The sequence below is a fragment of the Modestobacter sp. VKM Ac-2983 genome (assembly GCF_026967885.1).
Taxonomy (GTDB): Bacteria; Actinomycetota; Actinomycetes; order Mycobacteriales; family Geodermatophilaceae; genus Modestobacter.
This window is the reverse complement of record NZ_JAPVBK010000002.1, coordinates 33,245-57,394: the sequence shown is the minus strand read 5'-3', so window position 1 is coordinate 57,394 and position 24,150 is coordinate 33,245. Positions and strand designations below refer to the sequence as shown.

Below are 24,150 nucleotides of genomic sequence, written 5' to 3'. Positions count from 1 at the left end.
TTTCCGAGGCCCGGAGCCACTCCCGGGCCACGGCGATCGCGGCTGCCCACATCCCCGACGTGAGGAAGCTGTCCATGCGGACGACGAAGTCCCCATTCGTACGAGACCTGGCGGTGCTGGCCGCCGGCGCGGCTCTCCTGACCGCAGGCCTGCCCGGTGTCGCCCTGGCCGCGCCCGGCGGCCACGGTCACCACACGCAGAGCAGCCCGCAGCTCGAGCACCTCGACCGCGGCCTGGTCGCGGCGACCAGCAGCGAGGGCACCTTCCTCAGCTGGCGGCTGTTGGGCACCGAGGTCACCGGCGCCGGGGCCAGCGGGATGACCGGCCCGGACTTCCGGGTCTACCGCGACGGCCAACTGCTCGGCACGGTCACCGACAGCACCAACTTCCTGGACCGCGGCGCACCGGCCGCAGCGAGCTACCGGGTGGCCGCCGTCATCGACGGCACTGAGGTCGACGTCTCCGAACCTGTCACCGCCTGGGCGCAGGGCTCCTACGACCTGCCACTGCAGAAGCCGGCCGACGGCGTCACCCCCGCCGGCGAGGCCTACACGTACTCGGCCAACGACATGAGCGTCGGCGACGTGGACGGCGACGGGCAGTACGAGTACGTCGTGAAGTGGGACCCGTCGAACTCCAAGGACGTCTCCCAGGTCGGCTACACCGGCACCGTCTACCTGGACACCTACGAGCTCGACGGCACCCTGCTCAACCGGCTCGACCTGGGCCCGAACATCCGGGCCGGCGCGCACTACACCCAGTTCCTGGTCCACGACTTCGACGGCGACGGCCGCAGCGAGATCATGCTGAAGACCGCTCCGGGCACGAAGAGCACCACGTACACCGACGGCCGGGCCGAGGAGCGTTACATCACCCTGCCGGCCGAGGACGTCGCCGCCGGCGTCACCAACAGCGACGACTACCGGCTCTCCGCCGAGGGCTACGCCGAGCACCTGGTCGACGTCTTCCAGGGCTGGAGCGGGCACCCCGAGGTCGTCGCCGGGAACTGGCCGGCGACGATCGAGGAGGCCCTCGGCATCGAGCCGCGCTACGCCTACCCGCTCAGCCGGGCCGACGCCACAGCCTTGGTCGACCACTTCATCGACGTCTACGCCCGCGGCCGGCACAGCAACCCCGCCCACAACCAGCTGCGCCAGTTCGAGGGCTTCATCCTCACCGGCCCGGAGTACCTCTCGGTCTTCGACGGGGCGACCGGTCGCGAGCTGGACACCGTGCCCTACACCCCGGCCCGGGGTGACGACGGGCTGCGCTGGGGTGACTACTCCGGCACCCGGATCGAGCCGGGCAACCGGGTCGACCGCTTCCTGTCCGGGGTCGCCTACCTCGACGGGGCCCACCCCTCGGCGGTCTTCGCCCGCGGCTACTACACCCGCAGCACCGTCAGCACCTGGGACTGGGACGGCCGCGACCTCACCGAGCGCTGGGCGGTCGACAGCGGCTGGGTGCCGATGACCAACCCGTTCAACGACAGCCCGCACGGCCGCGACGGCACCGACCCCGAGTACGGCATCCTGGCCAACCAGGGCTTCCACTCGCTGTCCGCCGCCGACGTCGACGGGGACGGCGCGCAGGAGATCGTCTACGGCGCCGCCACGCTCGACGACGACGGCTCGCTGCTCTACAGCAGCACCGGCGTCATCCCCGCACCGAGCCCCAACGCCGGGACGACGGCGAAGCTCGGCCACGGCGACGCCATGCACGTGACCGACATCGACCCGCAGCGCCCGGGCCTGGAGGTCTTCACCGTCCACGAGAACGGCGCCGGCGCCCCGTACGGCTACGCGTTGCGTGACGCGGCCACCGGCGAGGTCATCTGGGGCGGCTACACCGGCAAGGACACCGGCCGCGGCATGGTCGGCGACATCGTGCCGGGCGAGCCGGGCCTGGAGACCTGGGCGGTGCAGCTGCGCAGCGCCGACGGCGACGTGCTCGACACCCGGGTCCCCGGCACCAACCAGAGCATCCGGTGGGCCGCGGACATGACCACCCAGATCGTCAACGGCAGCCGGGACGCCGACGTCACCATCGACGACTGGCAGCGCGGCCGGCTGCTCACCGCCGAAGGCACCCGCACGAACAACGGCACCAAGGGCAACCCGTCACTGGTCGCCGACGTGTTCGGCGACTGGCGGGAGGAGCTGTTCGTGCGCACCGCCGATAGCAGCGCCATCCGGGTGTTCACCAGCACCGAGGTGACCGACCGGAAGCTGTACACGCTGATGCACGACCCGCAGTACCGGGCCGAGGTGGCGCGGCAGCAGACCACCTACAACCAGCCGTCGTACACGTCGTTCTACCTGGGCTCGGACATCGACTGGTCGGCCACGCCGGTCCCCGACGTGTGGCTGCCCGGGGCGCTCCCGGCGCTGCAGGCCGACCTCGAGGCGGTGGTGTCGAAGGACGGCGTCAGCCGGGGGTCGGCGGCACAGCTGGGCGCCTACCTCCACCAGGCGCAGCGGCACGTGGAGGCCGGCCGGGAACCGCAAGCAGTCGACGCCCTGGACCGGTTCATCGACCGGCTGGGCGACCAGCGGCGCAACGACGGGATCAGTGACGTGGACCGGGCGTCACTGGCCCACCAGGCCCGCACCATCAGCACGATGCTGAGCTGAGTCGGCAGCCACGGAAGAGGTGCGGCCCGGGACCACGGTCCCGGGCCGCACCTGTTCCGGGCGTTGAGCGCGGTCAGACGCCGAGGTGCGCCAGGGCCTGCAGCAGCAGGTGGCTCTGCCCGTTGGCCAGCTCGGCCAGCAGCGCGGGCTCCTTGGCCTCCTGCGGGGTGAACCAGGTCAGCTCCAGCGCGTCCTGCTGCGGCGCGCAGTCACCCTCGACCGGGACGACGTAGGCCAGCGACACCGCGTGCTGCCGCGGGTCGTGGAACGGCGTCACCCCCGGCGTCGGGAAGTACTCGGCAATGGTGAACGGCTGCGGCGCGGGCGGCACCCGCGGCAGCGCCAGCGGGCCCAGGTCCTTCTCCAGGTGCCGGAGCAGCGCCGCGCGCACCCGCTCGTGGTACAGCACCCGGCCCGACACCAGCGCCCGCTTCACCACCCCGTCACTGCCGGCCCGCAGCAGCAGACCGACAGCGATGACCACGCCCTGGTCGTCGACCCGCACCGGCACCGCATCGACGTAGAGGATGGGCAGCCGCTCGCGCGCGGCGTCCATCTCCTCCCCGGAGAGCCAGCCAGCGTCGTTCCTCGTCGTCGCCTCCGTCATGGGTCACTGTCTAACCGATGCGGGTCCGGCAGCGTCGCGGCGGGCTCCCGTGGCGCGTCGCACGGTCACGGCCGGTGCCCGGACTGCCGAGAACCGATTCCATGAGCACCCGATCCGACGACGCGCTCAACAGCTGGCTCACCGACCTGACCGGCGGTGAGACCTCGATGCGCCGGCTCCGCAAGCGGCTGACCGAGGAGGGCACGCTGACCACCGAGCCGTGCCCCACCTGCCTGCACCCGGCCACCGCGGACCTCGCGCACACCGGCCACGAGGTCACCGAGCCCGTCACCTGAGCGGGCTCAGCGCCCCCGACTGACGACCTCCTCGAACTGGGCCGGCGTCAGCGGCGGCCCGGGCAGCTCGCCATCGGTCGGGCGCAGGCCGTCCAGCGCCATCGTCACCACCCGCCGCCAGATCCCGGGGGCGACGTCCCGGGACCGCGCGGTGACCTCGCCGACCATCACCGGGATCAGCGCCACGTCCAGCGCGGTCACCTCCGGCCGCACCTGACCGCGCTCCTTCGCCCGGTCGAGCAGCGCGCCGACCACCGGTGCGATCCGGGACGTCGCCGCCCCGGCCCGGGCCCGCGCCTGCGGCCCGAGCATGAACTCCTGCAGCCCCCGGTCGGCGGCCTGCATCTCGACCACCTGCACCAGGAACCTCCGCAGCCCCTCCTCCGGGTCGTCGGCCGCGAGCGCCTCGTCGGCGAGCCGGCCGACGAGGGCGAGCTGGTCCTCGAACAGGGCCAGCATCAGGTCCTCGCGGGTCGGGAAGCGCCGGTAGACCGTGCCCACCCCGACGTCGGCAGCGCGGGCCACCTCGTTGTGCGTGACGGCCCGGCCGGTCTCGGCGAACAATCGCCGCGCGGCGGCGAGGACGCGCTCGCGGTTGCGTGCGGCGTCCCGGCGCAGCGGCGTCGACCCGGTCATCGCGCGGCGAGCACCTCCCGTGCCGTCGTCCAGTTCCGCGGACCGTAGCGGTCGTTGTCCAGCGGCCCCAGCTCGGCGTCCCCGCTGAACATGCTGTGCAGGTACTGCATCCCCTGCCACACCGGGAAGGGCGCCTCGTCGTCCCGGGAGACCGCGCGACCCACCTTGGCCATCCCGGCCACCAGTGCGGGCGGGCCGGCCCAGGTCGGCCGGAACCGCCGGCCGGTCAGCTCGGTCATCGTCGCGGCCAGCTGCCGGGCGGTGACGGTGTCGCCGGCGATCTCCAGGTACCGCGGGGCGGCGTCGTCCAGGGCGGCGTCGGCGGTGAACGCGGCGGTGTCGTCCTTGGTGGTGAAGTCCAGCGGCTGGTCGGCGTCACCCCAGTACAGGACCCGGTCACGGCCGGACAGCACGATCGGCGCCTGGCCGGTGAGCAGGTCGGCGAAGGCGCCGTTGAGCACCGACGTCGCCCGGATCGGTGCGCGGTCGAGCACCCGGGCGAAGTCGCGGCGGAGCTCGAAGTTCCGGTTGGACCCGGGCGCCACCCGCCGGTAGTCGGCGGAGAAGTCCGAGGGGATGAACCGCGGGACGCCGGCGGCCACCGCGGCCTCCAGCAGCCGGGTCTGCAGGCCGACCATCACGTCGCGCAGCCCGTTGAGGGTGGAGAGGACGACGTCGGCGCCCTCGCTCACCCGCCGCAGGTCGGCCGGGTCGTCGTGGTCGGCCTCGACGACGGTGGCGCCGAGCCCGGCCAGCCGGGCGGTCTTCTCCGGGCCGGCGCCGGTGCGGACCAGCGCCCGGACGTCGGCTCCTCTCGCGACCAGGGCCCGGATCGTGCGGGCACCGAGGTCACCACTGGCGCCGGCGAGCAGGACTGTGGTCATGCGGGTCTCCTCGACCAAGTAAGCGGATCGGGTTGTCCGCTTCTCTGGTCGACGGTAGACCCCACTCGACGGCCGACCGTCAGACCGTCGGCGACCAGCCCAGCGCCGGGCCGAGGTTCTGCGCGATGTCGCTCAGGATCTGTTCGTGGTCGGCGTGCTCGAAGCTGAACGGCAGCGCGAGGACCACCTCGGTCACCTCCCGGAACCCGGCGTGGGCGTAGAGCTGCTCGGCGATCTGCTCCGACGTCCCGACCAGGTCGGGGGCGAACATCAGCCGGGCCGGGCCCTGCGGGGTCGCCGTCCGTGGCAGCCGGGCATCGACGTAGGCGGCGTACTTCGCCCGCTGCTCCGCCGACGCCGAGTCGGTCGGGATGACCACCAGCCCCTGCGACGCCCGCCCGGCCGGGTTGGCCGCCTTGAACCCCTGCAGCTGGGCGGCCTGCTCGGTGGCGAAGTCCTCGCTGGACTCCGCCTTCACCACCGACGAGCTCAGGAAGTGCAGCCCGTTCTCACCGGCCCAGACCGCCGACTTCAGCGACGCCCCGCCGTACCAGAGCCGCGACCGCAGGCCCGGGGAGTGCGGCTGCACGCGGTCGGACCACTCCTCCACCACGCCCTCCCGCCCGGCGAAGGTCGACGCCGGCGCGCCCTCGACGAAGCGCAGCAGCCGGGCCACCCGCTCGTAGGAGAAGTCCTCGACGTCGGCGGTGTCCGGGTAGAGCGCGGCCTTCACGTCGTCCCAGTGCATCGGCGGGCCGACGGAGAAGCCCGGGTTGAGCCGGCCGCCGCTGAGCACGTCGACCGTGGCGAGGTCCTCGGCCAGCCGGAGCGGGTTCTCCCACGCCAGCGGGATCACCGCCGTCCCCAGCTCGATACAGGACGTGCGCTGGGTGGCCGCCGCCAGCACCGCCACCGGGGAGGAGATGCCGTACTGCAGGTGCCGGTTGCGCAGCCAGGCGCTGTCGAAGCCCAGCTGCTCCCCCAGCTCGATCACCCGCAGCGTCGACTCGTGCCCGCCGCGCGGATCGGCCTCGTCGAACAGCCCGATGGTCAGGAAACCCAGCTTCTCCAGCGGCACCCCGGGCGATGGCATGCGGCGATCAGATCAGACCGGGTCCGCGGCCGGCCGCGGTGCGGTGGCGACCGGCGGGGTGCCGGGCCGCACCGCCAGCCCCGGGACGACGGCGGTCAGCCCGTTCTGCAGCCGCCGCATGCCCACCATCATCCGGGTCTTCACCGTGCCCAGCGGCGCACCGGTGCGCTGGGCGATCTCCCGCTGCGTGTACCCGCCCCAGTAGGCCAGCACCAGCGCCTCCCGCTGCACGGTGGGCAGCTCCGCCAGGGCCGTGCGCACGCGCGCGTCGGCCATCCGGCCGGCGACCAGCTCGGCGACGTCGAGCGAGGACGCCTCCCGGAACCGCTCCGCCACGGCGTCGGCCCGGCGCTGCTGCGAGGCCTCGTGCCGGACGGCGTCCACCGCCTTGTGGTGCACCAGCGCCAGGAACCAGGAGCGGAACGAGCCGCGCGCCCCGTCATAGGCGGCCGGGTCGCGCCAGTAGGCCACGAACGCCTCCTGGACGACGTCCTCGGCGAGCCGCTCGTCGAGCAGGATCCGCCGGGCCAGCGCCAGCGCCGAGGCGGTGTGCTCGTCGAGGAGCGCGACGATGGAGGCCGGCGCGGAGCGGGGCGGTGGTGGAACGACGCTGTTCATCACCCCTGGTCAATGGCGCACAACTCGGTCGCGCAAACGGTCCTTCACCCGAAGGAGTGAGCGTCTGATCTGCACGAACGACGCAGACCGCCGACCCGGGACGAACCCGGATCGGCGGTCAGGTCGAGCGGTGCGGTGGGGTCAGCGGTCCTCGGCCAGCGGCTGCAGCAGCTCGGCGGCCGGCCGCGGGGCGGGCACCGACGACGTCCCGTAGAGGCTGACGCCGGACGGCGCGGCCATCATCGCCTCGAGCTCGCCGGTGTCCAGGGTGGGCTCGATCGTCTCCAGCGTCGGCTCGATGAGCGCTGGCTCCGCCACGGCGGGACGACGACCGGCGATCCGCCGGGCCAGGCCGCGCAGCGAGCGGGCCTCCTTGCGCCGGGCCTTGCGCTCGGCTGCCCGGGCGGCCTCCTCGCGGGCGGCGAGCTCGCGGTCCAGGATCTCCCGCGCCATCCGGTCGGTCTCGGCGGCCACGATCAGGTCGGCCCGCGCCTGCTGGGCCCGCTGCCGGCCGTCGCGGCGGATCTCCTCGGCCCCGACCTCCTCGTCGTCGCGCACCTTGACCAGCCGGTCGTAGGCCGTCGGTGGGGCGAAGTTCAGCAGCGCCTTCATCAGCACCGGCAGGATCTCCACGCTCAGGAAGAGCAGGAACAGCATCACGTGGGCCACGTGCGCCATCGGCCGCTCCTCCGACAGGCGGTCGATCGCCTCCAGCCGGGCCAGGATGCCGTCGCTCTGGCTGTTCTCCGCGTCGAACGCCGCCTGCTCGGCCAGCCGCGCGTCGCTCAGCCGGCTCAGCTCGGCCTGGTCGGTCACCAGCGCGGCCTTGGCCAGCGCCACGCTGCGGGCGGCGGCACCGACGGCGTCCTTCTCGGCGGTGGTGCGGGTCTCCTGCAGCGCGGCCTCGGCGGCGTCGAGCTCGGCCTTCGCCGTCTCCCGCACCGCCGCCTGCTGACCGGCCGCCGCCGCGGCGGCGAAGTACGCCGCGCCCTGGCCCTCGTCGCCGGAGCCACAGGTGCCGTCGAGCTCGCACTGCGCCTTGGCCTGCAGCTCGTCGAACCGGCCGGACGCCGCGTCGTACACGGCCTTCTTGCTGTCCCGCTCGGCCTCCGCCGCGGCCACCCGTGGGTCGGCGTTCGGGTCGGTCGCACCCCCGCTGGCGACGACCGCCTGGTCCTCGGCGATCGACTGGGTGAGCACCGGGATCTGCGCGTAGCGGGCGTCGGCGTCCAGCTCGTCGGTGAACTCCTCGGCGGCCTCCGCCTGCAGCGTCACGATCGTGGCGTCGACCTCCTTGCTGAACACCTGCAGCGTCAGCGGCGTCGAGATGACCGTGCCGAGGACGACGGCCAGCGCCAGCCGCGGCAGGGCCAGCCCGAGGTTGCGCCGCCAGGACGAGTCGTGCGCCATCCCGACCAGCAGCATCCGGTCCAGGTTGAGGATCACCAGCCCCCAACCGAGCCCGATCAGGACGGCGATCCCCCACCAGGCGCCCAGCGCCATGTGCACGGCGAACGCCATCGACAGCGCGGCCAGCGCACCGGTGCTGACCAGCACGCCACCGAGGGCGACGTACTTGCTGCGCGCGCCGGGGGCGACCCGGAGCAGATCGAGCCGGGCGCCGGCCAGCACGGCCAACCGATCGCCGGCAGAACGGGGGCGGGACCTCATCCGTGGATTCCTCTCGCAGAACGACCAAGGGAGCTATCGGTCGCCCACGACCGAGCCGGTACCGGTCAGCGACTGTGAGACATCTCCGACCGCCGGGACACCACGTAACGGCACCGTCACGTCTCGGACACCGCTGCCGCACACGCGGAGGGTGAGGTCTCCCTCGAGAACGCACAGCGCGCTCTTCGTCCGCCGCCGCCTGCGTTCGGCGGCCGGCCACGTCGGCCTCGAAGGAGACCCATGAGCCCCCAGCTCGTCCGGCGCGCGATCGCCGGCACCGTCGCAGCCACCACCGTCCTGGCGCTGGCTGCCTGTTCGTCCGACTCCGCTGAGGCCAGCGGCAGCGGCGACGGGGGCACCGAGACCGTCACGATCGGGACCCTGCGCGGCCAGCCGCACTTCTACGCCCCGTTCCTCTACGAGGAGTACGCCCCCGAGGGCGTGGAGTTCGAGGTCGTCGTCCTGGACACCGCACCCTCGCTGACCGACGCGGTCATCTCCGGCGACGTCGACTTCTCGATCACCGGCGTCGTCGCGACCATCGCCTCGGTCGCCCAGGACCGCGACATCACCCTGGTCGCCTCCGCGGCCGACGGCGGCTTCGGCTTCATCGGCGGCGAGGGCATCGAGACCGTCGCCGACCTGACGGGGAAGACGGTCGGCTACATCCAGGGCAGCGCCCCGGAGATCGCGATGCGGCTGATCCTGGAGGAGAACGGCATCGACCCGAGCAGCCTGGAGCTGATCGCCGTCCCGCCGCCGGAGATGGCCTCGGCCCTGGGCAGCGGCTCGATCGACGCCTTCTTCGGCACCGAGATCGCCGTCTCGCTCGCCACGGCCGCCGGCGCGAACGAGCTCACCGACCCCTACGCGACCCCGATCGGTCGGGTGAACCTCGGCCTGACCACCACCGGTGCCCTGATCGAGGAGGACCCCGAGCTGGTGCAGGCGGTGGTCGACACGCATGCAGCGACCACCGAGTACATGGCCGACAACATCGACGAGTGGCTGCCGGAGATGGTCGCCGAGTTCGGTGGCGACCAGGACGTCTTCGAGTCCGCGCTGGACAACTTCTGGCTGCGCGCGGACCTGAGCGAGGAGTACCAGACCCAGGTCGAGGCGCTGGCCGACGCGATGGTCTCCCTCGACGTCATCGACACCGCTCCCACCGCCGCCGACCTCGTCGACACCTCCTTCGCACCCGACGCCTGAGCCCCCGGGGCGCCGGCGCACCCGCGCCGGCGCCCCTCCCGCCCTGCGGGAGGAGAGGACCCCCATGACCACCACCGACGTCGCCACCGTCCCCGTCGCGGCCGCCGCCCCCACGGTCCCCGACACGCCGCGCCGACGCGGCCGCGGCCGGGCGCGCACCGTCCTCCTCGGCCTGCCCGTCCCGCTGCTGTTCCTGCTGCTGTGGCAGGTCGGCCGCGCGCAGGAGTGGGAGCTGCCGCTGGGCATCCGGATGGGCTTCCTGCCCTACCCCGCCGACGTCTCCGCGGGGCTGGTCAACTACGTCGCCGGTACCCGGGACGACGCCTTCAGCAGCCTGCTGTGGGAGGACCTGCCGGCCAGCGCGCTGCGCGTCGTCTCCGGCTTCGCCCTGGCCACGCTGATCGCCGTGCCGCTCGGCGTGCTGATGGGCCGGTTCCGCACCGCGAACTCGCTGTTCGACCCGATGATCAACCTGTTCCGGCCAGTCCCGGCGACCGCCTGGGTGCCGCTGGTCGCGCTGCTCATCGGCTACGGCGACCAGGCGTCGATCTTCCTGATCACGCTGTCCGCCTTCTTCCCGATCGTGCTGGGCACCATCAGCGGCGCCCGGCAGGTGCCCGAACGGCTGCTGGAGGCCGCCCGGATGCTCGGCACCTCCGGCGTCGGCACGCTGCTGCGGGTGGTGCTGCCGGCCGCCGCGCCCGCGATCGTCAACGGCATGCGGGTCGGCCTCGGCCTGGCCTGGGTGATCCTGGTGCTCAGCGAGACCACCGGCGTCCCGACCGGTCTGGGATCGACGATCTTCCTGGCCCGCGACGTGGTGCAGACCGACCAGATCGTCGTCGGGATGATCTGCATCGCCGTCGCCGGCTTCCTCTCCGACCGGTTGCTGACGCTCTTCTTCCGCGTCCTGTTCCGCGACCGCCCGCTGATCAAGTAGGAGCCGACCATGGAGCACCTGACCGCCGGCCGCATGGCCGACGTCCGCATCGCCGGGCTCAGCAAGGTCTACGCCGGCGGTGTCGCCGCCATGGCCGACGTCGACCTGACCATCGCCTCCGGTGAGTTCGTCGCCGTCGTCGGCGCCAGCGGCTGCGGCAAGAGCACGCTGCTGCGCATCCTGGCCGGCTTCGAGCGGCCCAGCGCCGGGGTCGTCGAGGTCGGCGGGACGCCGGTCACCGGACCCGGCCCCGACCGCGGCGTCGTCTTCCAGGACTACGGCCTGTTCCCCTGGCTGTCGGTGCGGGAGAACGTCGCCTACGGCCCGTCCCGCAAGAAGCTGCCCAAGGCCGAGGTCGCCGCGGTCACCGACCGGTTCATCGCCGCCGTCGGGCTGACCCGGTTCGCCGGCAAGTACCCCGCGCAGCTGTCCGGCGGCATGCAGCAGCGGGTGGCGATCGCCCGGGTGCTGGCCAACGACCCGTCGCTGCTGCTGATGGACGAGCCGTTCGGCGCTCTGGACGCGCTCACCCGCGCCGACCTGCAGGCCGAGCTCAAGCGGATCCACGTCGACACCCGGACGACGGTGGTCTTCGTGACCCATTCGATCGAGGAGGCGGTCTACCTCGCCGACCGGGTCGTGGTGATGACCGGCGGCGCCTCGCACGGCGTGCCCGGCTCCATCCGGCGGATCGTCGCGGTCGACCTGGCCGACCGCGACGTCACCAGCCCGGCCTTCAACGCGGTCAAGCGCGAGATCGCCGAGCTCGTGCACACGGTGCCCGCCGCCGTCTGAGAAGCGCAGGGGCCAAAGTCGCGATTTTGGCCCCTGCGGCGGCCCGCCCCGTTGGGGTGAGGTCTCCTGGCAGGACTGCGGTACCGGCGGTGGGCGGCCGATCTCACTCGCACGAGCAGTGCACTCGCGCTGCCGGATCGGCGAACAGAGGGAAGACACACGTGGCCAAGGTGCTGGTGGTGGAGGACGAGGACGTCACTCGTCTGATGCTGGAGTCACGTCTGCACCTGGCCGGCCACCGCGTGCGCGGTGCCGGCTCGATGGACGAGGCCCGGGCGCTGCTCGAGCACGTCTTCACCCCCGACGTCGTCATCACCGACATGTTCATGCCCGGCGGCAGCGGGCTGTCCCTGGCCTCGGCGCTGCGCAAGGACCCGATGTGGGCCGACCTGCCGCTGATCTTCCTCAGCGGCCGGGCGCTGCCCGGTGACGTCGCAGCCGGGGCCGCGCTGAACGCCGCCTACCTCGCCAAGCCGGTGTCGATGAGCGCCCTCACCGCGGCCATCGACACCGCCCTGGTGGACACCGCCGCCGCACGCGACGAAGCCGTGCGCGACCAGGTCGAGGACCTCTGGGACCTCGACGACGAGGCCGAGCGCCAGCTGCACGCGAGGCTGCTCGGCACCTTCGTCGACACCGCACCCGAGGGGCTGGCCGCCGTCGAGGACGCCCTGCACGCCGGGGACGCCGTCGCCGTCGAGGAGACCGCCCACAAGCTCCGCGGCAGCGCCGCGACCCTCGGCGCCGGCCCGCTGGCCGAGCTCTGCGCCACCCTCGAGGAGGCCGCCCGCACCGGCCGGCTCCCCACCCCGGGCCCGGTGATCGGCGCGCTGCGCCGCGAGCTGGACGTCACCTGCCGGGTCTTCACCGAACTGGCCGCCGAGCTGGCCGCACCACTCACCCCCGCCGCCTGAGAGGCCTTCAGGGGCCAAAGTCGCGACTTTGGCCCCTCAGGCGAGGCGCTGCCGGATCCAGTCGTGGAACGTGCCCAGGTGGTGCTCGGCCGGCACCAGCACCCCACCGGCCGCGTACGCCCGGGAGGCCATCCCCGGCTGGGTGCGCTCGCAGGCGTCGAAGTCCTGCAGGTTCACCCGGTGGAACAGCTCCACCGACCGGGACACGTCCTCCCCCGACTCGACCACCTCGGGCGCGTAGAGCCAGTCGCACTCCACCGTGGTGCGGTCGACGGCCAGCGGGGTCATCCGCAGCACGATCACGTGGTCGGGCACCAGGTTCAGGAAGACCGTCGGCTTGATCGTGGCGGCGTAGTACCGCCGGTCCTGCTCGGCGTCGATGCCCGGCAGCGGGGCGAACCCGGCGCTGCCGTCGACGGTGAAGCCCTCCGCCCCCGCAGCGAACGATGCCCCGTGCCCGACGAAGCTCTGCGCGGCGTAGCCGCGGGCGAACTCCGGCAGCACGTCGGTGAGCTCGGGGTGGATCGTCGCGCAGTGGTAGCACTCCATGAAGTTCTCGACGATCAGCTTCCAGTTGGCCGCGACGTCGTAGCGGATCCGCCGGCCCAGCCGCAGCCCGCCGACGTCGTAGCCCTCGATCGCGGCCGGGTCGCCGAGCCGCTCGGTGACGGCGCCGCGCACGTCCTCGGCGAAGGACGGCGGGTCGTCGGCCAGGCACACCCATGCGTAGCCCAGCCACTCCTGCAGGTGCACCGGCACCAGCCCGTTGGCGACCCGGTCGACGTCGGGCATCCGGGCCAGGTTCGGGGCGGCGACCAGCGCACCGTCCAGCCCGAAGGACCAGGCGTGGTACGGGCAGCGCAGCGTCGTCCGCACCTGCCCTGCCTCCTCGGTGCACAGCTGCGCACCCCGGTGGCGGCAGACGTTGAGGAACGCCCGCAGCGCGCCGTCCCGGCCGCGCACGACCAGCACGCTCTCCCGGCCCACCTGCACCCGGCGGAAGCTCCCGGGGGTGGGCAGCTCGTCACTGCGGACGGCGCAGCACCACATCGCCTCGAACACCCGTTCCTGCTCCCGGGCGAACACCGCCGGGTCGGTGTACCAGCGCCCGCCCAGTGTCGAGATCAGGCTGCTGCCGGTGGACTGCTCGAGCATCGTCATCGGGTGGCCTCCAGGGCGGGCCGGCGGGGGTCGAACAGGGCGATCGGGTGCGCGGTCGCGCCCGTGGTGGCGAGGTCGGCGAGGACCTCGCCGACCACCGGTACGAACTTGAAGCCGTGCCCGGAGAAGCCGCAGGCGACGGTCACCTGCGGGTGCTGCGGATGCGGTGCGATGACGAAGTGCTCGTCCGGCGTCGTGGTGTACATGCAGGTCGCCGCGGTGAGCAGCTGCCCGGGCAGGGTGGGCAGCGGGCCGGCCAGGTGCTCGGCGATCGCCGCGACCTCGGCCGGGTGCACCTCCCGGTCGATCGTCTCCGGGGTGCACAGCGAGCCGCGCCGGAAGAACGCCACCTTCGCCCCGCCGTCGGGGCCGTCGATCGCCGGGAAGCCGTAGACCTGGGTGCCGTCGGCGGCCTCGTGGATGTAGATGGGGTGCCGGTCCGGCGTCCAGCCGGCCACCCCGCCCGCGGGCTGGAACCAGTACATGACCTGCCGCTCGACCCGGAACGGGATGTCCAGCTCGGCGAGCAGTTGCGGCGCCCAGGCCCCGGGGCTGATCACCAGCGCACCCGCGGTGTGCTCCCCGGCCGCTGTCCGGACCCGGACGCCGCCGTCGGGCGTGGCCGACCACTCCAGCGCCGGCTCGTCGAAGTGCAGCTCGGCGCCGCGCTTCTCCGCCAGCGCCAGGTGCGCGGCGACGGTGGCCTCGGGTCGGGCGAAGCCGGCGGCGGCCTCGAACAGCCCCACCTCGTCCTCGGCCGGGCTCAGCGTCGGGAAGCGCCGGCGCACCTCCGCCGCGGTGAGCAGCTCGTGCGCCAGCCCCCACTCCTGCGCCGCGCGCAGGCTCCCGGCCACCGTCCGGCTGTCCGGGCGGCCGAGGAACACCCCGCCGGTGCGCACCAGCACGTCGGAGCCGGAGTCGGCGCAGAGCTCGTCCCACAGCTCGTAGGCGCGCAGCAGCAGCGGCACGTAGGCGGGGTCCTCGAAGTAGGCCTGCCGGGTGATCCGCGACCCACCGTGGCTCGAGCCGCGGTCGTGCGCCGGGCCGAACCGCTCGAGGCCGAGCACCCGCTGCCCGCGGGCGGCCAGGTGCGCGGCGGCGGCGCTGCCCATGCCGCCCAGGCCGAGGACGATCACGTCGTGGGTCACGTCAGCACCGCACCTTCGCACCGGCCGGGTCGACCAGCGGCTCGGCGCTGACCGTCGCCGCCACCGGCTGCCCGAACCAGTCGATGGTCACCGCGGTGCCCGGTTCCGCGTGTTCGGCGGGCAGCCATGCGTAGGCGATCGACCGGCCGATCGTGTAGCCGAACGCGGCGCTGGTGACGTGCCCGACCGGCACCCCGTCGACCCGGACCGGCTCCTTGCCGAGCACCGTCGTCGCCGGGTCGTCCAGGGTCAGGCAGGCCAGCCGCCGGGGGTGCGGACGGCGGTCGAGCGCGTCCCGGCCGACGAAGTCGCCCTTGCCCGGCCGGACGGCGAACTCCAGGCCGGCCTCGACCGGGTCGTGCTCGGTGGTCATGTCCACGCCCCAGGCGCGGTAGCCCTTCTCCAGTCGCAGGCTGCCGAACGCGCTGCGCCCGGCGGCGACCAGGCCGTGCTCCTGCCCGGCGGCCCAGAGCACGTCCCACAGCCGCAGGCCGGTGGCGGCGTCGGTGTAGAGCTCCCAGCCGAGCTCCCCGACGTAGGAGACCCGCAGCGCGGTGACCGGCACCCCGCCGACGAAGAGCTCCCGCGCGGTGAAGTAGCGGAAGGCGCCGTTGGAGACGTCGGTGCGGGTGAGCGACTGCAGGACGTCGCGGGCCCGCGGGCCCCACAGCCCGATGCCGCAGGTGCCCGTCGTGGTGTCGCGCAGCTGCACCGATCCGTCCTCCGGCGCGTGCTGGCGGAACCAGTCGAGGTCCAGCGGCCCGTTCGCGCCCACCTGGAAGCGCTGCTCCCCCAGCCGGGCCACGGTGAGGTCGCTGCGGATCCCGCCGTCGGCGCCGAGCAGCAGCGTGTAGACCACCCGGCCCACCGGCCGGTCGACGTCGTTGCTGGTCAGCTGCTGCAGGAGCGCGCACGCACCCGGCCCGGTGACCTCGATCCGGGTCAGCGGGGTCATGTCGTACATCGCCACCCTCTCCCGGGTGGCGGCCGCCTCCGCCGCGGCGGTCGGCGACCACCACTGCGCGGCCCACTCGTCCCGCGCCGGCAGCTCGAGCCCGTCGGCGAGGGCGGCGTTGGCCCCGAACCACAGCGGCCGCTCCCAGCCGCCGGCCTCACCGCACACCGCGCCGAGCTCGATGTGCCGGGGGTGGAACGGGCTCACCTGCAGCGGACGGAGCACCTGCGGCGGGGCCAGCGGGTGGACGACGTCGTAGACCTCGACGAACTGCTGGGCCCCCCGCTCGGCGACGTACTCCGGGGACAGCTGCACCGCGGTGAACCGGTGCAGGTCGCACTCGTGGACGTCGGTGCGTGGCTGCCCCTCGACCAGCCACTCCGCCAGCGCCTTCGCCACCCCCGCCGAGTGGGTCACCCAGACCGCCTCGGCGACCCAGAAGCCGGGCAGGTCCCGGTGCTCGCCCAGCAGCGGCATGCCGTCGGGGGTGAAGGAGAAGACGCCGTTGATGCCCGCGGCGACCTCGGTCTCGGCCAGCCCGGGCAGCAGCGCCAGGCTCTGCTTCCAGGCGTCGCTGAAGTCCTCGGGGGTGAAGGGCAGGCAGCTGTTCTCGTGCTGCTCGGTCTCCGCGGCGGTGACCGGCATCGGGCGGTGGCCGTAGGAGCCGATCCCGATCCGGTCGCCGTGCTCGCGGTAGTAGAGGTCGGCGTCCTGGTGGCGCAGGATCGGCGCGCTGATCTCCGCGACCGCGCCGGCCAGCGCCGGCACCGGGGCGGTGGTGGCGTACTGGTGGGCCAGCGGCTGCAGCGGCACGGTCAGCCCGGCCAGCGCCCCGACGTCCGGGCCCCAGAACCCGGCCGCGCAGACGACGACGTCGGCCGGCACGAACCCCTGGTCGGTGTGCACGCCGGAGACGCGCCCGGCGGCCGAGGCCACCCCGGTGACCCGGTGCCGGGACAGGAACCGGGCGCCCCGGTCGATCGCCCGCCGGGCCTGCGCCTCGCCCGCCGGCACCGCGTGCACCAGGCCGTCGCTGGGCACGTGCAGCCCGCCGAGGACGGCACCGGGGTCCAGCAGCGGGTGCAGCCGGGCGCACTCGGCCGGGTCGACCAGCCGGGCCTCGATGCCCCAGGAGGTGGCCAACCCGTGCCGGCGGGCGAGCTCGGCGAGACGTGCCGGCGTGGTGGCGACCTCCAGGCCGCCGACCGGCCGGAAGCACGGCCGCCCGTCGACGCTCAGGTCCCGGAGCTTGCCGACGGTGTAGCGCGCGAACTCGGCCAGCGTCTTGGACGGGTTGGTCTGGAAGACCAGCCCGGGAGCGTGCGAGCTCGACCCGCCGGCGGCGAACAGCGGCCCCTGGTCCAGCACCGTGACGTCGGTCCAGCCCCGCGCGGTGAGCTCCTCGGCCAACGAGCAGCCGACGATCCCGGCCCCGATGACGACGACCCGGGGAGCACCCCGGTGGACACGCTGAGATCCGACGCCCATGCGCGGGTCCTCTCGACTTTGTTGCGTGGACCGCAACCGCTCGCGGTATGCGCAACAGCCTCAGCTCCCGGGAGAGGTGCCGTCAATGCCCTTCGGGCGTGTCGTCGGCGCGTCCGCCGAGATGTTCACAGCACAGAAACGGGCGACCGCTGAGCGTGCACCCGAATGGAACGTGCGCCCCTCAGCCGAGCCGGGACTCGATCTGGGCGGCCGCGCCCCGCACCCGCTCGGCGACCGCGGCGAACCGCTCGGGCGGCAGCCGGTAGGCCGGGCCGGAGACGCTGAGCGCCGCCACGAGTCGCCCGTCGGCACCGCAGACCGGCGCGGCGACCGCGTTGAGCCCGGCCTCCAGCTCCCCCTCGGTGGCCGCCCAGCCCCGCTCGTGCACCTCGGCCAGCGCGGCGGCGAGGGCCTCGGCGTCGGTGATCGTCGCCTCGGTGAACCGGGCCATCGGCCGGGCGAGGACCGCATGGGACAGCGCCGGCGGGCCGAAGGCGAGCAGCACCTTGCCGCTGGAGGTGGCGTGCAGCGGCGTCCGCCGGCCGACCCAGTTCAGCATCCCGATCGAGGCGCTGCCGCGCACCTGGCTGACGTTCACCACGCTCTCGCCGTCGCGCACGGCGAGGTTGACCGCCTCGTCGAGCTCGGCGGACAGCCGTTCGCAGACGTCCCGCCCGAGCTGGGTCAGCTCCAGCTGCGCCGCGCTCGCCCCGGCCAGCCGGACGAGCGCGAAGCCGAGCCGGTAGACGCCCCGATCACCCTGCTGCTCCACGAAGCCGCGGGCCTCCAGCGTGCCGAGCAGGCGGGACGCCGTGGACTTGTGCACCCCGAGCTCCCCGGCCACCTCGGTCACGCCGGCCGCACCCCGCCGGGCGAGCACGTCCAGGATCTCCAGCGCGCGGTCGACCGACTGGACCGGTCCGGCGGCGGTCGACTCGTTGCGCATGACGCAACCCTAGGGGCGGCGTCACCCCCCACCCACCGGGCCGGGATCCCGCCTCTGGCCCAATGGAGTGGCGCCCGGCATCGCCACCGCCGGTCCGGCCTGGTGGGATGGGGTGTCCGGACCTCCCGGGCAGCGCACCAGCGAGGAGACGCATGCACCCGGACGGTCAGCTCCTGGGCGGGCGCTACGAGCTCACCTCGCTGATCGCCACCGGCGGCATGGGGCAGGTCTGGCAGGCCCGCGACACGGTCCTCGAGCGGGACGTCGCGGTGAAGGTGCTGCGCAGCGAGTACACCGGCGACCCGACGTTCCTGGCCCGCTTCCGGGCCGAGGCCCAGCTCGCCGCCCGCCTGGTGCACCCCAACATCGCCACCCTGTTCGACTACGGCGAGATCCCGCCCGCCGGCCCGCGCGACGAGCACCTCGCCTACCTGGTGATGGAGCTGGTGCGCGGCGAGTCGCTGTCGACGCTGCTGCGCCGCGATGGCCGGCTCAGCCCCGAACGGACCCTGGACGTGCTGCGGCAGAGCGCCGCCGGCCTGGCCGCCGCGCACGCCACCGGCGTCGTCCACCGCGACATCAAGCCCGGCAACGTGCTCATCGGCGCCGACGGGACCGTCAAGATCACCGACTTCGGGGTCGCCGTCTCCGGCTCCACCGTGCCGCTCACCCAGGCCGGCCAGGTCATCGGCACCCCGCACTACCTCTCCCCCGAGCAGGCCCAGGGCCAGCGGGCGACCGCGGCCAGCGACGTCTACGCCCTCGGCATCGTCGGCTACGAGTGCCTGGCCGGCCACCACGCGTTCGACGCCGAGAGCTCGGTGCAGGTCGCGCTCATGCAGATCCGGGACGACGCTGCCCCCCTGCCGGACGACGTCCCCCCGCCGGTGCGCCAACTCGTTGCCGCGGCGATGGTCAAGGACCCGGCCCAGCGCTTCCCCGACGCCGCCGCCTTCGGCGCCGCGATCGACGACGTGCGCGCCGGGCGCCCGCTGCAGCCGGCCGACCGGACGACCGTGCTCCCTGCGGCCGGTGGCGCAGCACCGTCGCCCAGCACCCGGGTCATGCCCGCCGTCGGCGGGGCCGCGACGGCCGTCGGGGTGGGCGCTGCCGGCGTCGGTGCCGGCGCAGCCGGATCGGGTCCCGAACGGGCGCGGGAGAGCAGGCGCCGACGACTGCTGTTGCCACTGCTCGGTGCGCTCATCGCGGCCGCCCTCGCCGTCGCCGGGTTCCAGCTGCTCGGCGACGACGCGACGGACACCTCCACCACGACACCGACGACGAGCGCCGAGCAGACCGCCCCGACCACGTCCACCGCCGAGGAGACCACCGCCCCCAGTGCGGTGCTGGTCGAGGTGGACCCCGACGACTACCTGGGCCGGCGGATCGGCGACGTCGAGGCGGACCTGATCGGGCTCAGCCTGTCCGTCCGCGCCGTCCCGCAGCAGACGGCCGACGCCGACGAGGGCGCGGTGCTCGCCGTCTCCCCGGCCGGCGAACTGGCCCAGGGCGCCGTCGTCACCGTCACCTACGCCACCGCTCCGCCCACCCCGACCCCCACCTCCAGCCCCACCGACGACGGCGACGAGGACGAGCCCGACGAGAGCGGCGGGAACGGCACCGGAGGTGGCGGGAGCGGAACCGAGGGCGGCGGGAACGGCGACCAGGGGAACCAGGGCAACCGTGACCAGGGCGGCGGCGACCAGGGCAGCGGTGACGACGACGGGCAGGACGACGGCTGAGCCGCAGACCACCGCGCCAGCGCCCATTTCTGCGGAGCGCGAACTCCCGCCCCACGAGTCCCACATCGCCGCGGGGGAACGAGGAGGATGTGCCGGTGCACCCGAACGGTCAGCTCCTCGGCGGGCGCTACGAGCTGCAGACGCTGATCGCCTCCGGCGGGATGGGCCAGGTCTGGCAGGCTGGCGACACCGTGCTCGGCCGGGACGTCGCGGTGAAGGTGCTGCGGAGCGAGTACACCGCCAACGCCACCTTCCTCGCCCGGTTCCGCGCCGAGGCACAGCACTCCGCCGGCCTGGTGCACCCGCACATCGCCACGCTCTTCGACTACGGCGAGGTGCTGCCCGACGCCTCCACCCGAGGTGAGCACCTGGCCTACCTGGTGATGGAGCTGGTCCGCGGCGAGTCGCTGGCGACGCTGCTGCGCCGTGAGCGGCGGCTGTCCCCGGACCGCACGCTGCAGGTGCTCCGGCAGTGCGCCGCCGGGCTGGCCGCCGCGCACGCCGCCGACGTCGTCCACCGGGACGTGAAGCCCGGCAACGTCCTGCTCGCCGACGACGGCGGGGTCAAGCTCACCGACTTCGGGGTGGCTGTCTCCGCCACCAGCGTGCCGCTGACCGTGACCGGCGAGGTCGTCGGCACGGCCCACTACCTCTCCCCCGAACAGGCCGCCGGCACGCGCGCCACCCCGGCCAGCGACGTCTACGCCCTCGGGCTGGTGGGCTACGAGTGCCTGGCCGGGCACCGCGGCTTCGACGGTGGGGACGTGGTGGAGGTGGCGCTCCGGCGGATCCGGGAGGTGCCGCCGCCGCTGCCCGACGACGTCCCGGCGCCGGTGCGCGCGCTGATCGACCGGGCCATCGCCAAGGACCCCGCCGAGCGGTTCGCCGACGGTGCTGCCCTCCGCGCCGCCATCGACGACGTCCTGGCCGGCCGGCCGGTCGGCGGGCCGGCCGCCGAGCCCCGGACGGCGGTGATGCCGGCGATCCGGACGGCGGAGCTCCCCGCGGTGCGGACACCGACCCCGCTGCCGCCCTTCCCGGCGACCCAGGGCTATGTGCTGCCCCCGGCGGAGGACGAGGACGACCTCGGCGACGAGCCCGAACGCCGCCGCCGTTGGCCGTTCCTGGTCGCCACCCTGCTCGCCTTCCTGGTCGCGATGGGGGGCACCTTCGGTCTGCTCCAGCTCGCCACCGACCGCGCGGACCCGCGGCCGGCCGCCCAGCCGGCCCCGGCCGCGGAACCGACGCCCCCGAGCGAGCCGGTGGTCCAGCTGGTCTCGCTGTCGACGGTGGACTACGTGGGCCGACCGGTGACCGAGGTGCAGGCCGAGCTGGTCGAGCGGGGGCTCGTCCCGACCCTGCGGCCCCTGCAGACCGGCGACGTCCCCGACGGCTCGGTGATCGCGCTCGACCCGGTGGGCCAGGTGCTGCCGGGGGCCGCGGTGACCCTCACCCACGCGGTCGCCCCGCCACCGCCACCACCCCCGCCGCCCGCGCCCGAGCCGGCGCCCGCCCCGGCACCCGCGCCCACGCCGGAGGCCGAGCCCGCGCCGACCGAGGACCCGGAGCTGGACGAGGAGGAGATCGAGGAGGCCGTCGAGCGCTGGCGGGAACGCCGCCGCGACCGCGACGACTGACCGCCCGGCCCGACGTGTGCGGTGCCCGACCGGACCGGACGTGCCCGACCCCGAGCGGTCCCAGGACGCCCCGCCCGGCCTCAGCAGCGGCGCGTGCCGGGCGAGGTGCGGAGGGTTCCCACGCGCCGGGTCCTGGCACCGAGTGCGCGGGACCCCAGCGACCCGGACGGCGCGGGAGGACCCTGGGCCTCGCGGCGGTGCCGCCCGGGCGTCGCCAGGGAGGAGCACGGAGATGCACGCCAGGACCACCACGGTGCGCGGTGACCCACAGGCCGTCGACGACGGGATCGACTACGTCCGCGATGCGGTCTGGCCGATGCTGCGCGGGATGAGCGGCTGCGTGGGCATGTCGATGCTGGCCGACCGGGCCGCCGGCCGCTGCATCGTCACCGCCGCCTGGGCCACCGACGAGGCCATGCGCGCCAGCGCGGTCGCCGTCGGCGAGCTCCGCGACCACGCCGCCGGGGTGATGCGGGCGGAGGCCATGGAGGTCGCCGAGTGGGAGATCGCCGTCCTGCACCGGGAGCACCCCACCGGCGACGGGGCCTGCACCCGGGTCGTCTGGGCGACGTCGGACCCGGCGGGCCTGGACGGCATGGTCGACGCCTTCCGGATGAGCCTGATCCCGTGGATGACGGAGCTCCCCGGCTTCTGCAGCACCAGCCTGCTCGTCGACCGGGACAGCGGCCGCGCCGCCGCGGCCGTCACCTACGCCGACCGGGACGCGCTGGAACGGTCCCGGGAGATGGGGTCGGCGATGCGCCGGGAGTTCGTCGCAGCGACCCGGGTGCAGGTCACCGAGGTCGCCGAGTTCGACCTGGCGGTGGCGCACCTGCGGGTGCCGGAGATGGCCTGACCGGCGGAGTCACCCAGCACCGGATGCTGAGCTCCCGCTCGGTGCTGCTTGACAAAGAGTGTTGCCGCACCAGCAAACTGTGCGACATGAGCGACGACGTCGATGCGGTGGTCCAGGCGGTGGGGCCGCGGCTGCGCGCGCTGCGCCAGCAGCGGGACACCACGCTGACCCAGCTGTCGGAGACCACCGGGATCTCGGTCAGCACCCTGTCCCGGCTGGAGTCCGGGCAGCGGCGGGCGACGCTGGAGCTGCTGCTCCCGCTCACCCGCGCCCTGCAGGTCCCACTGGACCAGCTGCTCGATGAACCGCCGTCGCGCGACCCCCGGGTCCAGCCGCGCCCGGTCGAGCGCAACGGCATGACCATGCTGCCGCTCACCCGCCGGCCCGGCGGGCTGCAGGCCTACAAGATGATCATGCCGCCGGGCCACCCCGCCGGCGACGTGGAGCTCAAGACCCACGAGGGCTACGAGTGGCTGTACGTGCTCAACGGCCGGTTCGTGCTGTTCCTCGGTGACCAGCGGCTGGAGCTCACCCCGGGTGAGGTGGTCGAGTTCGACACCCACGTGCCGCACGCGCTGACCAACCCCGGTCCGGCCCCGGTCGAGCTGCTGGCCCTGTTCGGCCCGCAGGGCGAGCGGATGCACGTGCGGGCCCGTCCGCGCAGGAGCGGCGACTAGCACCGCTCACCGAGCGGGACGGCGCGGTGTTCGAGAGGCTGGTGCCCCCGGGCCTGAGATCACGGGCCGTCCCGTTCACCCTGGAGGTACGCCTTGCCCGCACGCGCACCCAAGGAGATCGCCCAGGTCGCTGCCGCGACCGGGGCGAAGAAGACCCGCCGCACCTGGGACAAGGTGCTGGTCAGCGGCTTTCTGGCCGGTGCCTACATCGCCTTCGGTGGGCTCGTCGCCATCGTCGTCTCCTCCGGCCTGGACCCGGAGACCTGGGGGACGCTGCCGACGCTGTTCACCGGCGCGACCTTCACCCTCGGCCTGGTGCTCGTGCTCGTCGCCGGCTCCGACCTGGCCACGGGCAACATGGCCCTGGTCCCGCTGGGCGCGATGCGCGGCAAGATCGACATCGGCGACGTGGTCAAGAACCTGACCCTGGTCCTGCTCGGCAACCTGGTCGGGGCGATGTTCGTCGCGTTCTTCCTCGCCGTACAGACCGGGGTGATCGGCGACGCCGACGCCACCGGCACGGGCGGGCTCACCTACGAGCGGCTGGCCTCCATCGCGGAGGGCAAGGCGCTGGACGAGACGGCCTGGCAGACGTTCCTCCGCGCCGTGGGGTGCAACTGGCTGGTCTGCCTGGCGGTCTGGATGTCACTGGCGGCCACCACCGTCTCGGGCAAGATCCTGGCGATCTTCTTCCCGATCATGGCCTTCGTGGCGATGGGCTTCGACCACGTCATCGCCAACATGTTCTTCCTGCCGGCGGCGATCTTCGCCGGCGTGGACATCGGCTGGGACGACACGGCGCTCAACTGGCTGCTGGCCGGAGCGGGCAACCTCGTCGGCGCGGTCGTCTTCGTGTCGACCTCCTACTGGTACCTCTTCCTGAAGGACCAGCCGGAGGACGACGAGGAGCGGACCCAGGAGCCGGTCGAACCCGCGGAACGGGGCTGATCAGTCGGCCGGGGTGTCCTGGCCGGCGTCCTGCTGCTTGCGGAAGCGCAGCGACTCCAGCAGCACGTAGCCGAAGACGACGGTCCACGCGAAGCTCAGGAAGGCCTCGCCCCACTCGCCGTCGACCAGCCGCAGCACCAGCGCAACCAGGTTGAAGGCCACCGCCGCGCCCGCCAGCAGCTGCACTCCCCGGTTGCCGAACCAGGGTGGGCGGAAGGGGGCGGCCATGCCCAGAGGCTAGCCCGGCCCGGGTGCCCGGCGACGGTGGATCGTCCGGCACCGCGCGCCACACC

The 24,150-nt window shown here is 73.9% G+C and carries 22 protein-coding genes; 11 read left to right on the top strand and 11 right to left on the bottom strand.

The annotated features are described in order from the left end of the window. Positions 1-74: 74 nt before the first annotated feature. On the top strand, positions 75-2,633 hold the full coding sequence (locus O2W18_RS06820; protein ID WP_269186791.1) for a rhamnogalacturonan lyase: 2,559 nt from the start codon (positions 75-77) through the stop codon (positions 2,631-2,633). A 73-nt stretch (positions 2,634-2,706) separates the two neighbouring features. On the opposite strand, the gene O2W18_RS06815 is transcribed toward O2W18_RS06820, so the two are convergent. Continuing rightward, positions 2,707-3,240: an NUDIX hydrolase family protein gene (locus O2W18_RS06815; protein ID WP_269186790.1), complete on the bottom strand. Its 534-nt coding sequence runs from the start codon at positions 3,238-3,240 to the stop codon at positions 2,707-2,709. Between the two features lie 101 nt (positions 3,241-3,341). Between O2W18_RS06815 and O2W18_RS06810 the strand changes: the two genes are divergently transcribed. Continuing rightward, positions 3,342-3,536: a hypothetical protein gene (locus O2W18_RS06810; RefSeq protein WP_269186789.1), complete on the top strand. Its 195-nt coding sequence runs from the start codon at positions 3,342-3,344 to the stop codon at positions 3,534-3,536. Between the two features lie 6 nt (positions 3,537-3,542). Here the strand turns inward: O2W18_RS06810 and O2W18_RS06805 are convergent, their stop codons facing one another. The 5 genes from O2W18_RS06805 to O2W18_RS06785 form a co-directional block, all read right to left on the bottom strand. Further along, positions 3,543-4,172, bottom strand: coding sequence for a TetR/AcrR family transcriptional regulator (locus O2W18_RS06805; RefSeq protein ID WP_269186788.1), 630 nt, complete (start codon positions 4,170-4,172; stop codon positions 3,543-3,545). Then, positions 4,169-5,056 (bottom strand): NmrA family NAD(P)-binding protein, encoded by an 888-nt coding sequence (locus tag O2W18_RS06800; protein ID WP_269186787.1) that lies wholly within the window; start codon positions 5,054-5,056, stop codon positions 4,169-4,171. Before O2W18_RS06800 ends, O2W18_RS06805 begins: the two co-directional genes overlap by 4 nt. Before the next feature lie 79 nt (positions 5,057-5,135). Beyond that, positions 5,136-6,149, bottom strand: coding sequence for an LLM class flavin-dependent oxidoreductase (locus O2W18_RS06795; protein ID WP_269186786.1), 1,014 nt, complete (start codon positions 6,147-6,149; stop codon positions 5,136-5,138). A gap of 12 nt (positions 6,150-6,161) precedes the next feature. After that, positions 6,162-6,767, bottom strand: coding sequence for a sigma-70 family RNA polymerase sigma factor (locus O2W18_RS06790; protein WP_269186785.1), 606 nt, complete (start codon positions 6,765-6,767; stop codon positions 6,162-6,164). A gap of 141 nt (positions 6,768-6,908) precedes the next feature. After that, positions 6,909-8,438: a DUF4407 domain-containing protein gene (locus O2W18_RS06785; RefSeq protein WP_269186784.1), complete on the bottom strand. Its 1,530-nt coding sequence runs from the start codon at positions 8,436-8,438 to the stop codon at positions 6,909-6,911. A 240-nt stretch (positions 8,439-8,678) separates the two neighbouring features. Between O2W18_RS06785 and O2W18_RS06780 the strand changes: the two genes are divergently transcribed. The 4 genes from O2W18_RS06780 (at position 8,679) to O2W18_RS06765 (ending at position 12,299) form a co-directional block, all read left to right on the top strand. Continuing rightward, entirely contained in the window at positions 8,679-9,650 is a 972-nt protein-coding gene (locus O2W18_RS06780) for an ABC transporter substrate-binding protein (RefSeq protein ID WP_269186783.1), read from the top strand. A 64-nt stretch (positions 9,651-9,714) separates the two neighbouring features. Further along, entirely contained in the window at positions 9,715-10,590 is an 876-nt protein-coding gene (locus tag O2W18_RS06775) for an ABC transporter permease (RefSeq protein ID WP_269186782.1), read from the top strand. A 9-nt stretch (positions 10,591-10,599) separates the two neighbouring features. After that, entirely contained in the window at positions 10,600-11,385 is a 786-nt protein-coding gene (locus O2W18_RS06770; RefSeq protein WP_269186781.1) for an ABC transporter ATP-binding protein, read from the top strand. A 161-nt stretch (positions 11,386-11,546) separates the two neighbouring features. Further along, on the top strand, positions 11,547-12,299 hold the full coding sequence (locus O2W18_RS06765; RefSeq protein ID WP_269186780.1) for an Hpt domain-containing response regulator: 753 nt from the start codon (positions 11,547-11,549) through the stop codon (positions 12,297-12,299). A gap of 36 nt (positions 12,300-12,335) precedes the next feature. Here O2W18_RS06765 and O2W18_RS06760 read toward each other — a convergent pair whose 3' ends face one another. The 4 genes from O2W18_RS06760 to O2W18_RS06745 form a co-directional block, all read right to left on the bottom strand. After that, positions 12,336-13,460, bottom strand: a complete 1,125-nt coding sequence (locus tag O2W18_RS06760) for an aromatic ring-hydroxylating oxygenase subunit alpha (protein ID WP_269186779.1) — start codon at positions 13,458-13,460, stop codon at positions 12,336-12,338. Further along, entirely contained in the window at positions 13,457-14,608 is a 1,152-nt protein-coding gene (gene solA, locus O2W18_RS06755; RefSeq protein ID WP_269186778.1) for an N-methyl-L-tryptophan oxidase, read from the bottom strand. The genes O2W18_RS06760 and solA overlap by 4 nt, the downstream gene beginning before the upstream one ends. A gap of 1 nt (position 14,609) precedes the next feature. Beyond that, on the bottom strand, positions 14,610-17,051 hold the full coding sequence (locus tag O2W18_RS06750; RefSeq protein WP_269186777.1) for a GcvT family protein: 2,442 nt from the start codon (positions 17,049-17,051) through the stop codon (positions 14,610-14,612). Between the two features lie 181 nt (positions 17,052-17,232). Beyond that, positions 17,233-17,997 carry an IclR family transcriptional regulator gene (locus tag O2W18_RS06745; RefSeq protein WP_269186776.1) on the bottom strand — a complete coding sequence of 255 codons (765 nt, stop codon included), beginning with the start codon at positions 17,995-17,997 and terminating at the stop codon, positions 17,233-17,235. Positions 17,998-18,149: 152 nt separating this feature from the next. On the opposite strand from O2W18_RS06745, the gene O2W18_RS06740 reads away from it, so the two are divergent. From O2W18_RS06740 to O2W18_RS06720, 5 genes are all read left to right on the top strand, one after another. After that, positions 18,150-19,739, top strand: a complete 1,590-nt coding sequence (locus O2W18_RS06740) for a protein kinase domain-containing protein (RefSeq protein WP_269186775.1) — start codon at positions 18,150-18,152, stop codon at positions 19,737-19,739. A gap of 95 nt (positions 19,740-19,834) precedes the next feature. Next, a complete protein-coding gene (locus tag O2W18_RS06735; RefSeq protein ID WP_269186774.1) occupies positions 19,835-21,376 on the top strand; it encodes a protein kinase domain-containing protein in 1,542 nt (513 codons plus the stop codon). Between the two features lie 232 nt (positions 21,377-21,608). Then, the gene (locus O2W18_RS06730) at positions 21,609-22,232 is read left to right on the top strand and encodes a hypothetical protein (protein WP_269186773.1); all 624 of its coding nucleotides are present in this window, start codon (positions 21,609-21,611) and stop codon (positions 22,230-22,232) included. A gap of 86 nt (positions 22,233-22,318) precedes the next feature. Next, the gene (locus O2W18_RS06725; protein ID WP_269186772.1) at positions 22,319-22,909 is read left to right on the top strand and encodes a helix-turn-helix domain-containing protein; all 591 of its coding nucleotides are present in this window, start codon (positions 22,319-22,321) and stop codon (positions 22,907-22,909) included. Between the two features lie 93 nt (positions 22,910-23,002). Then, a complete protein-coding gene (locus tag O2W18_RS06720; RefSeq protein WP_269186771.1) occupies positions 23,003-23,857 on the top strand; it encodes a formate/nitrite transporter family protein in 855 nt (284 codons plus the stop codon). Here O2W18_RS06720 and O2W18_RS06715 read toward each other — a convergent pair whose 3' ends face one another. Next, positions 23,858-24,085, bottom strand: a complete 228-nt coding sequence (locus tag O2W18_RS06715; RefSeq protein ID WP_269186770.1) for a hypothetical protein — start codon at positions 24,083-24,085, stop codon at positions 23,858-23,860. Positions 24,086-24,150: the final 65 nt, after the last annotated feature.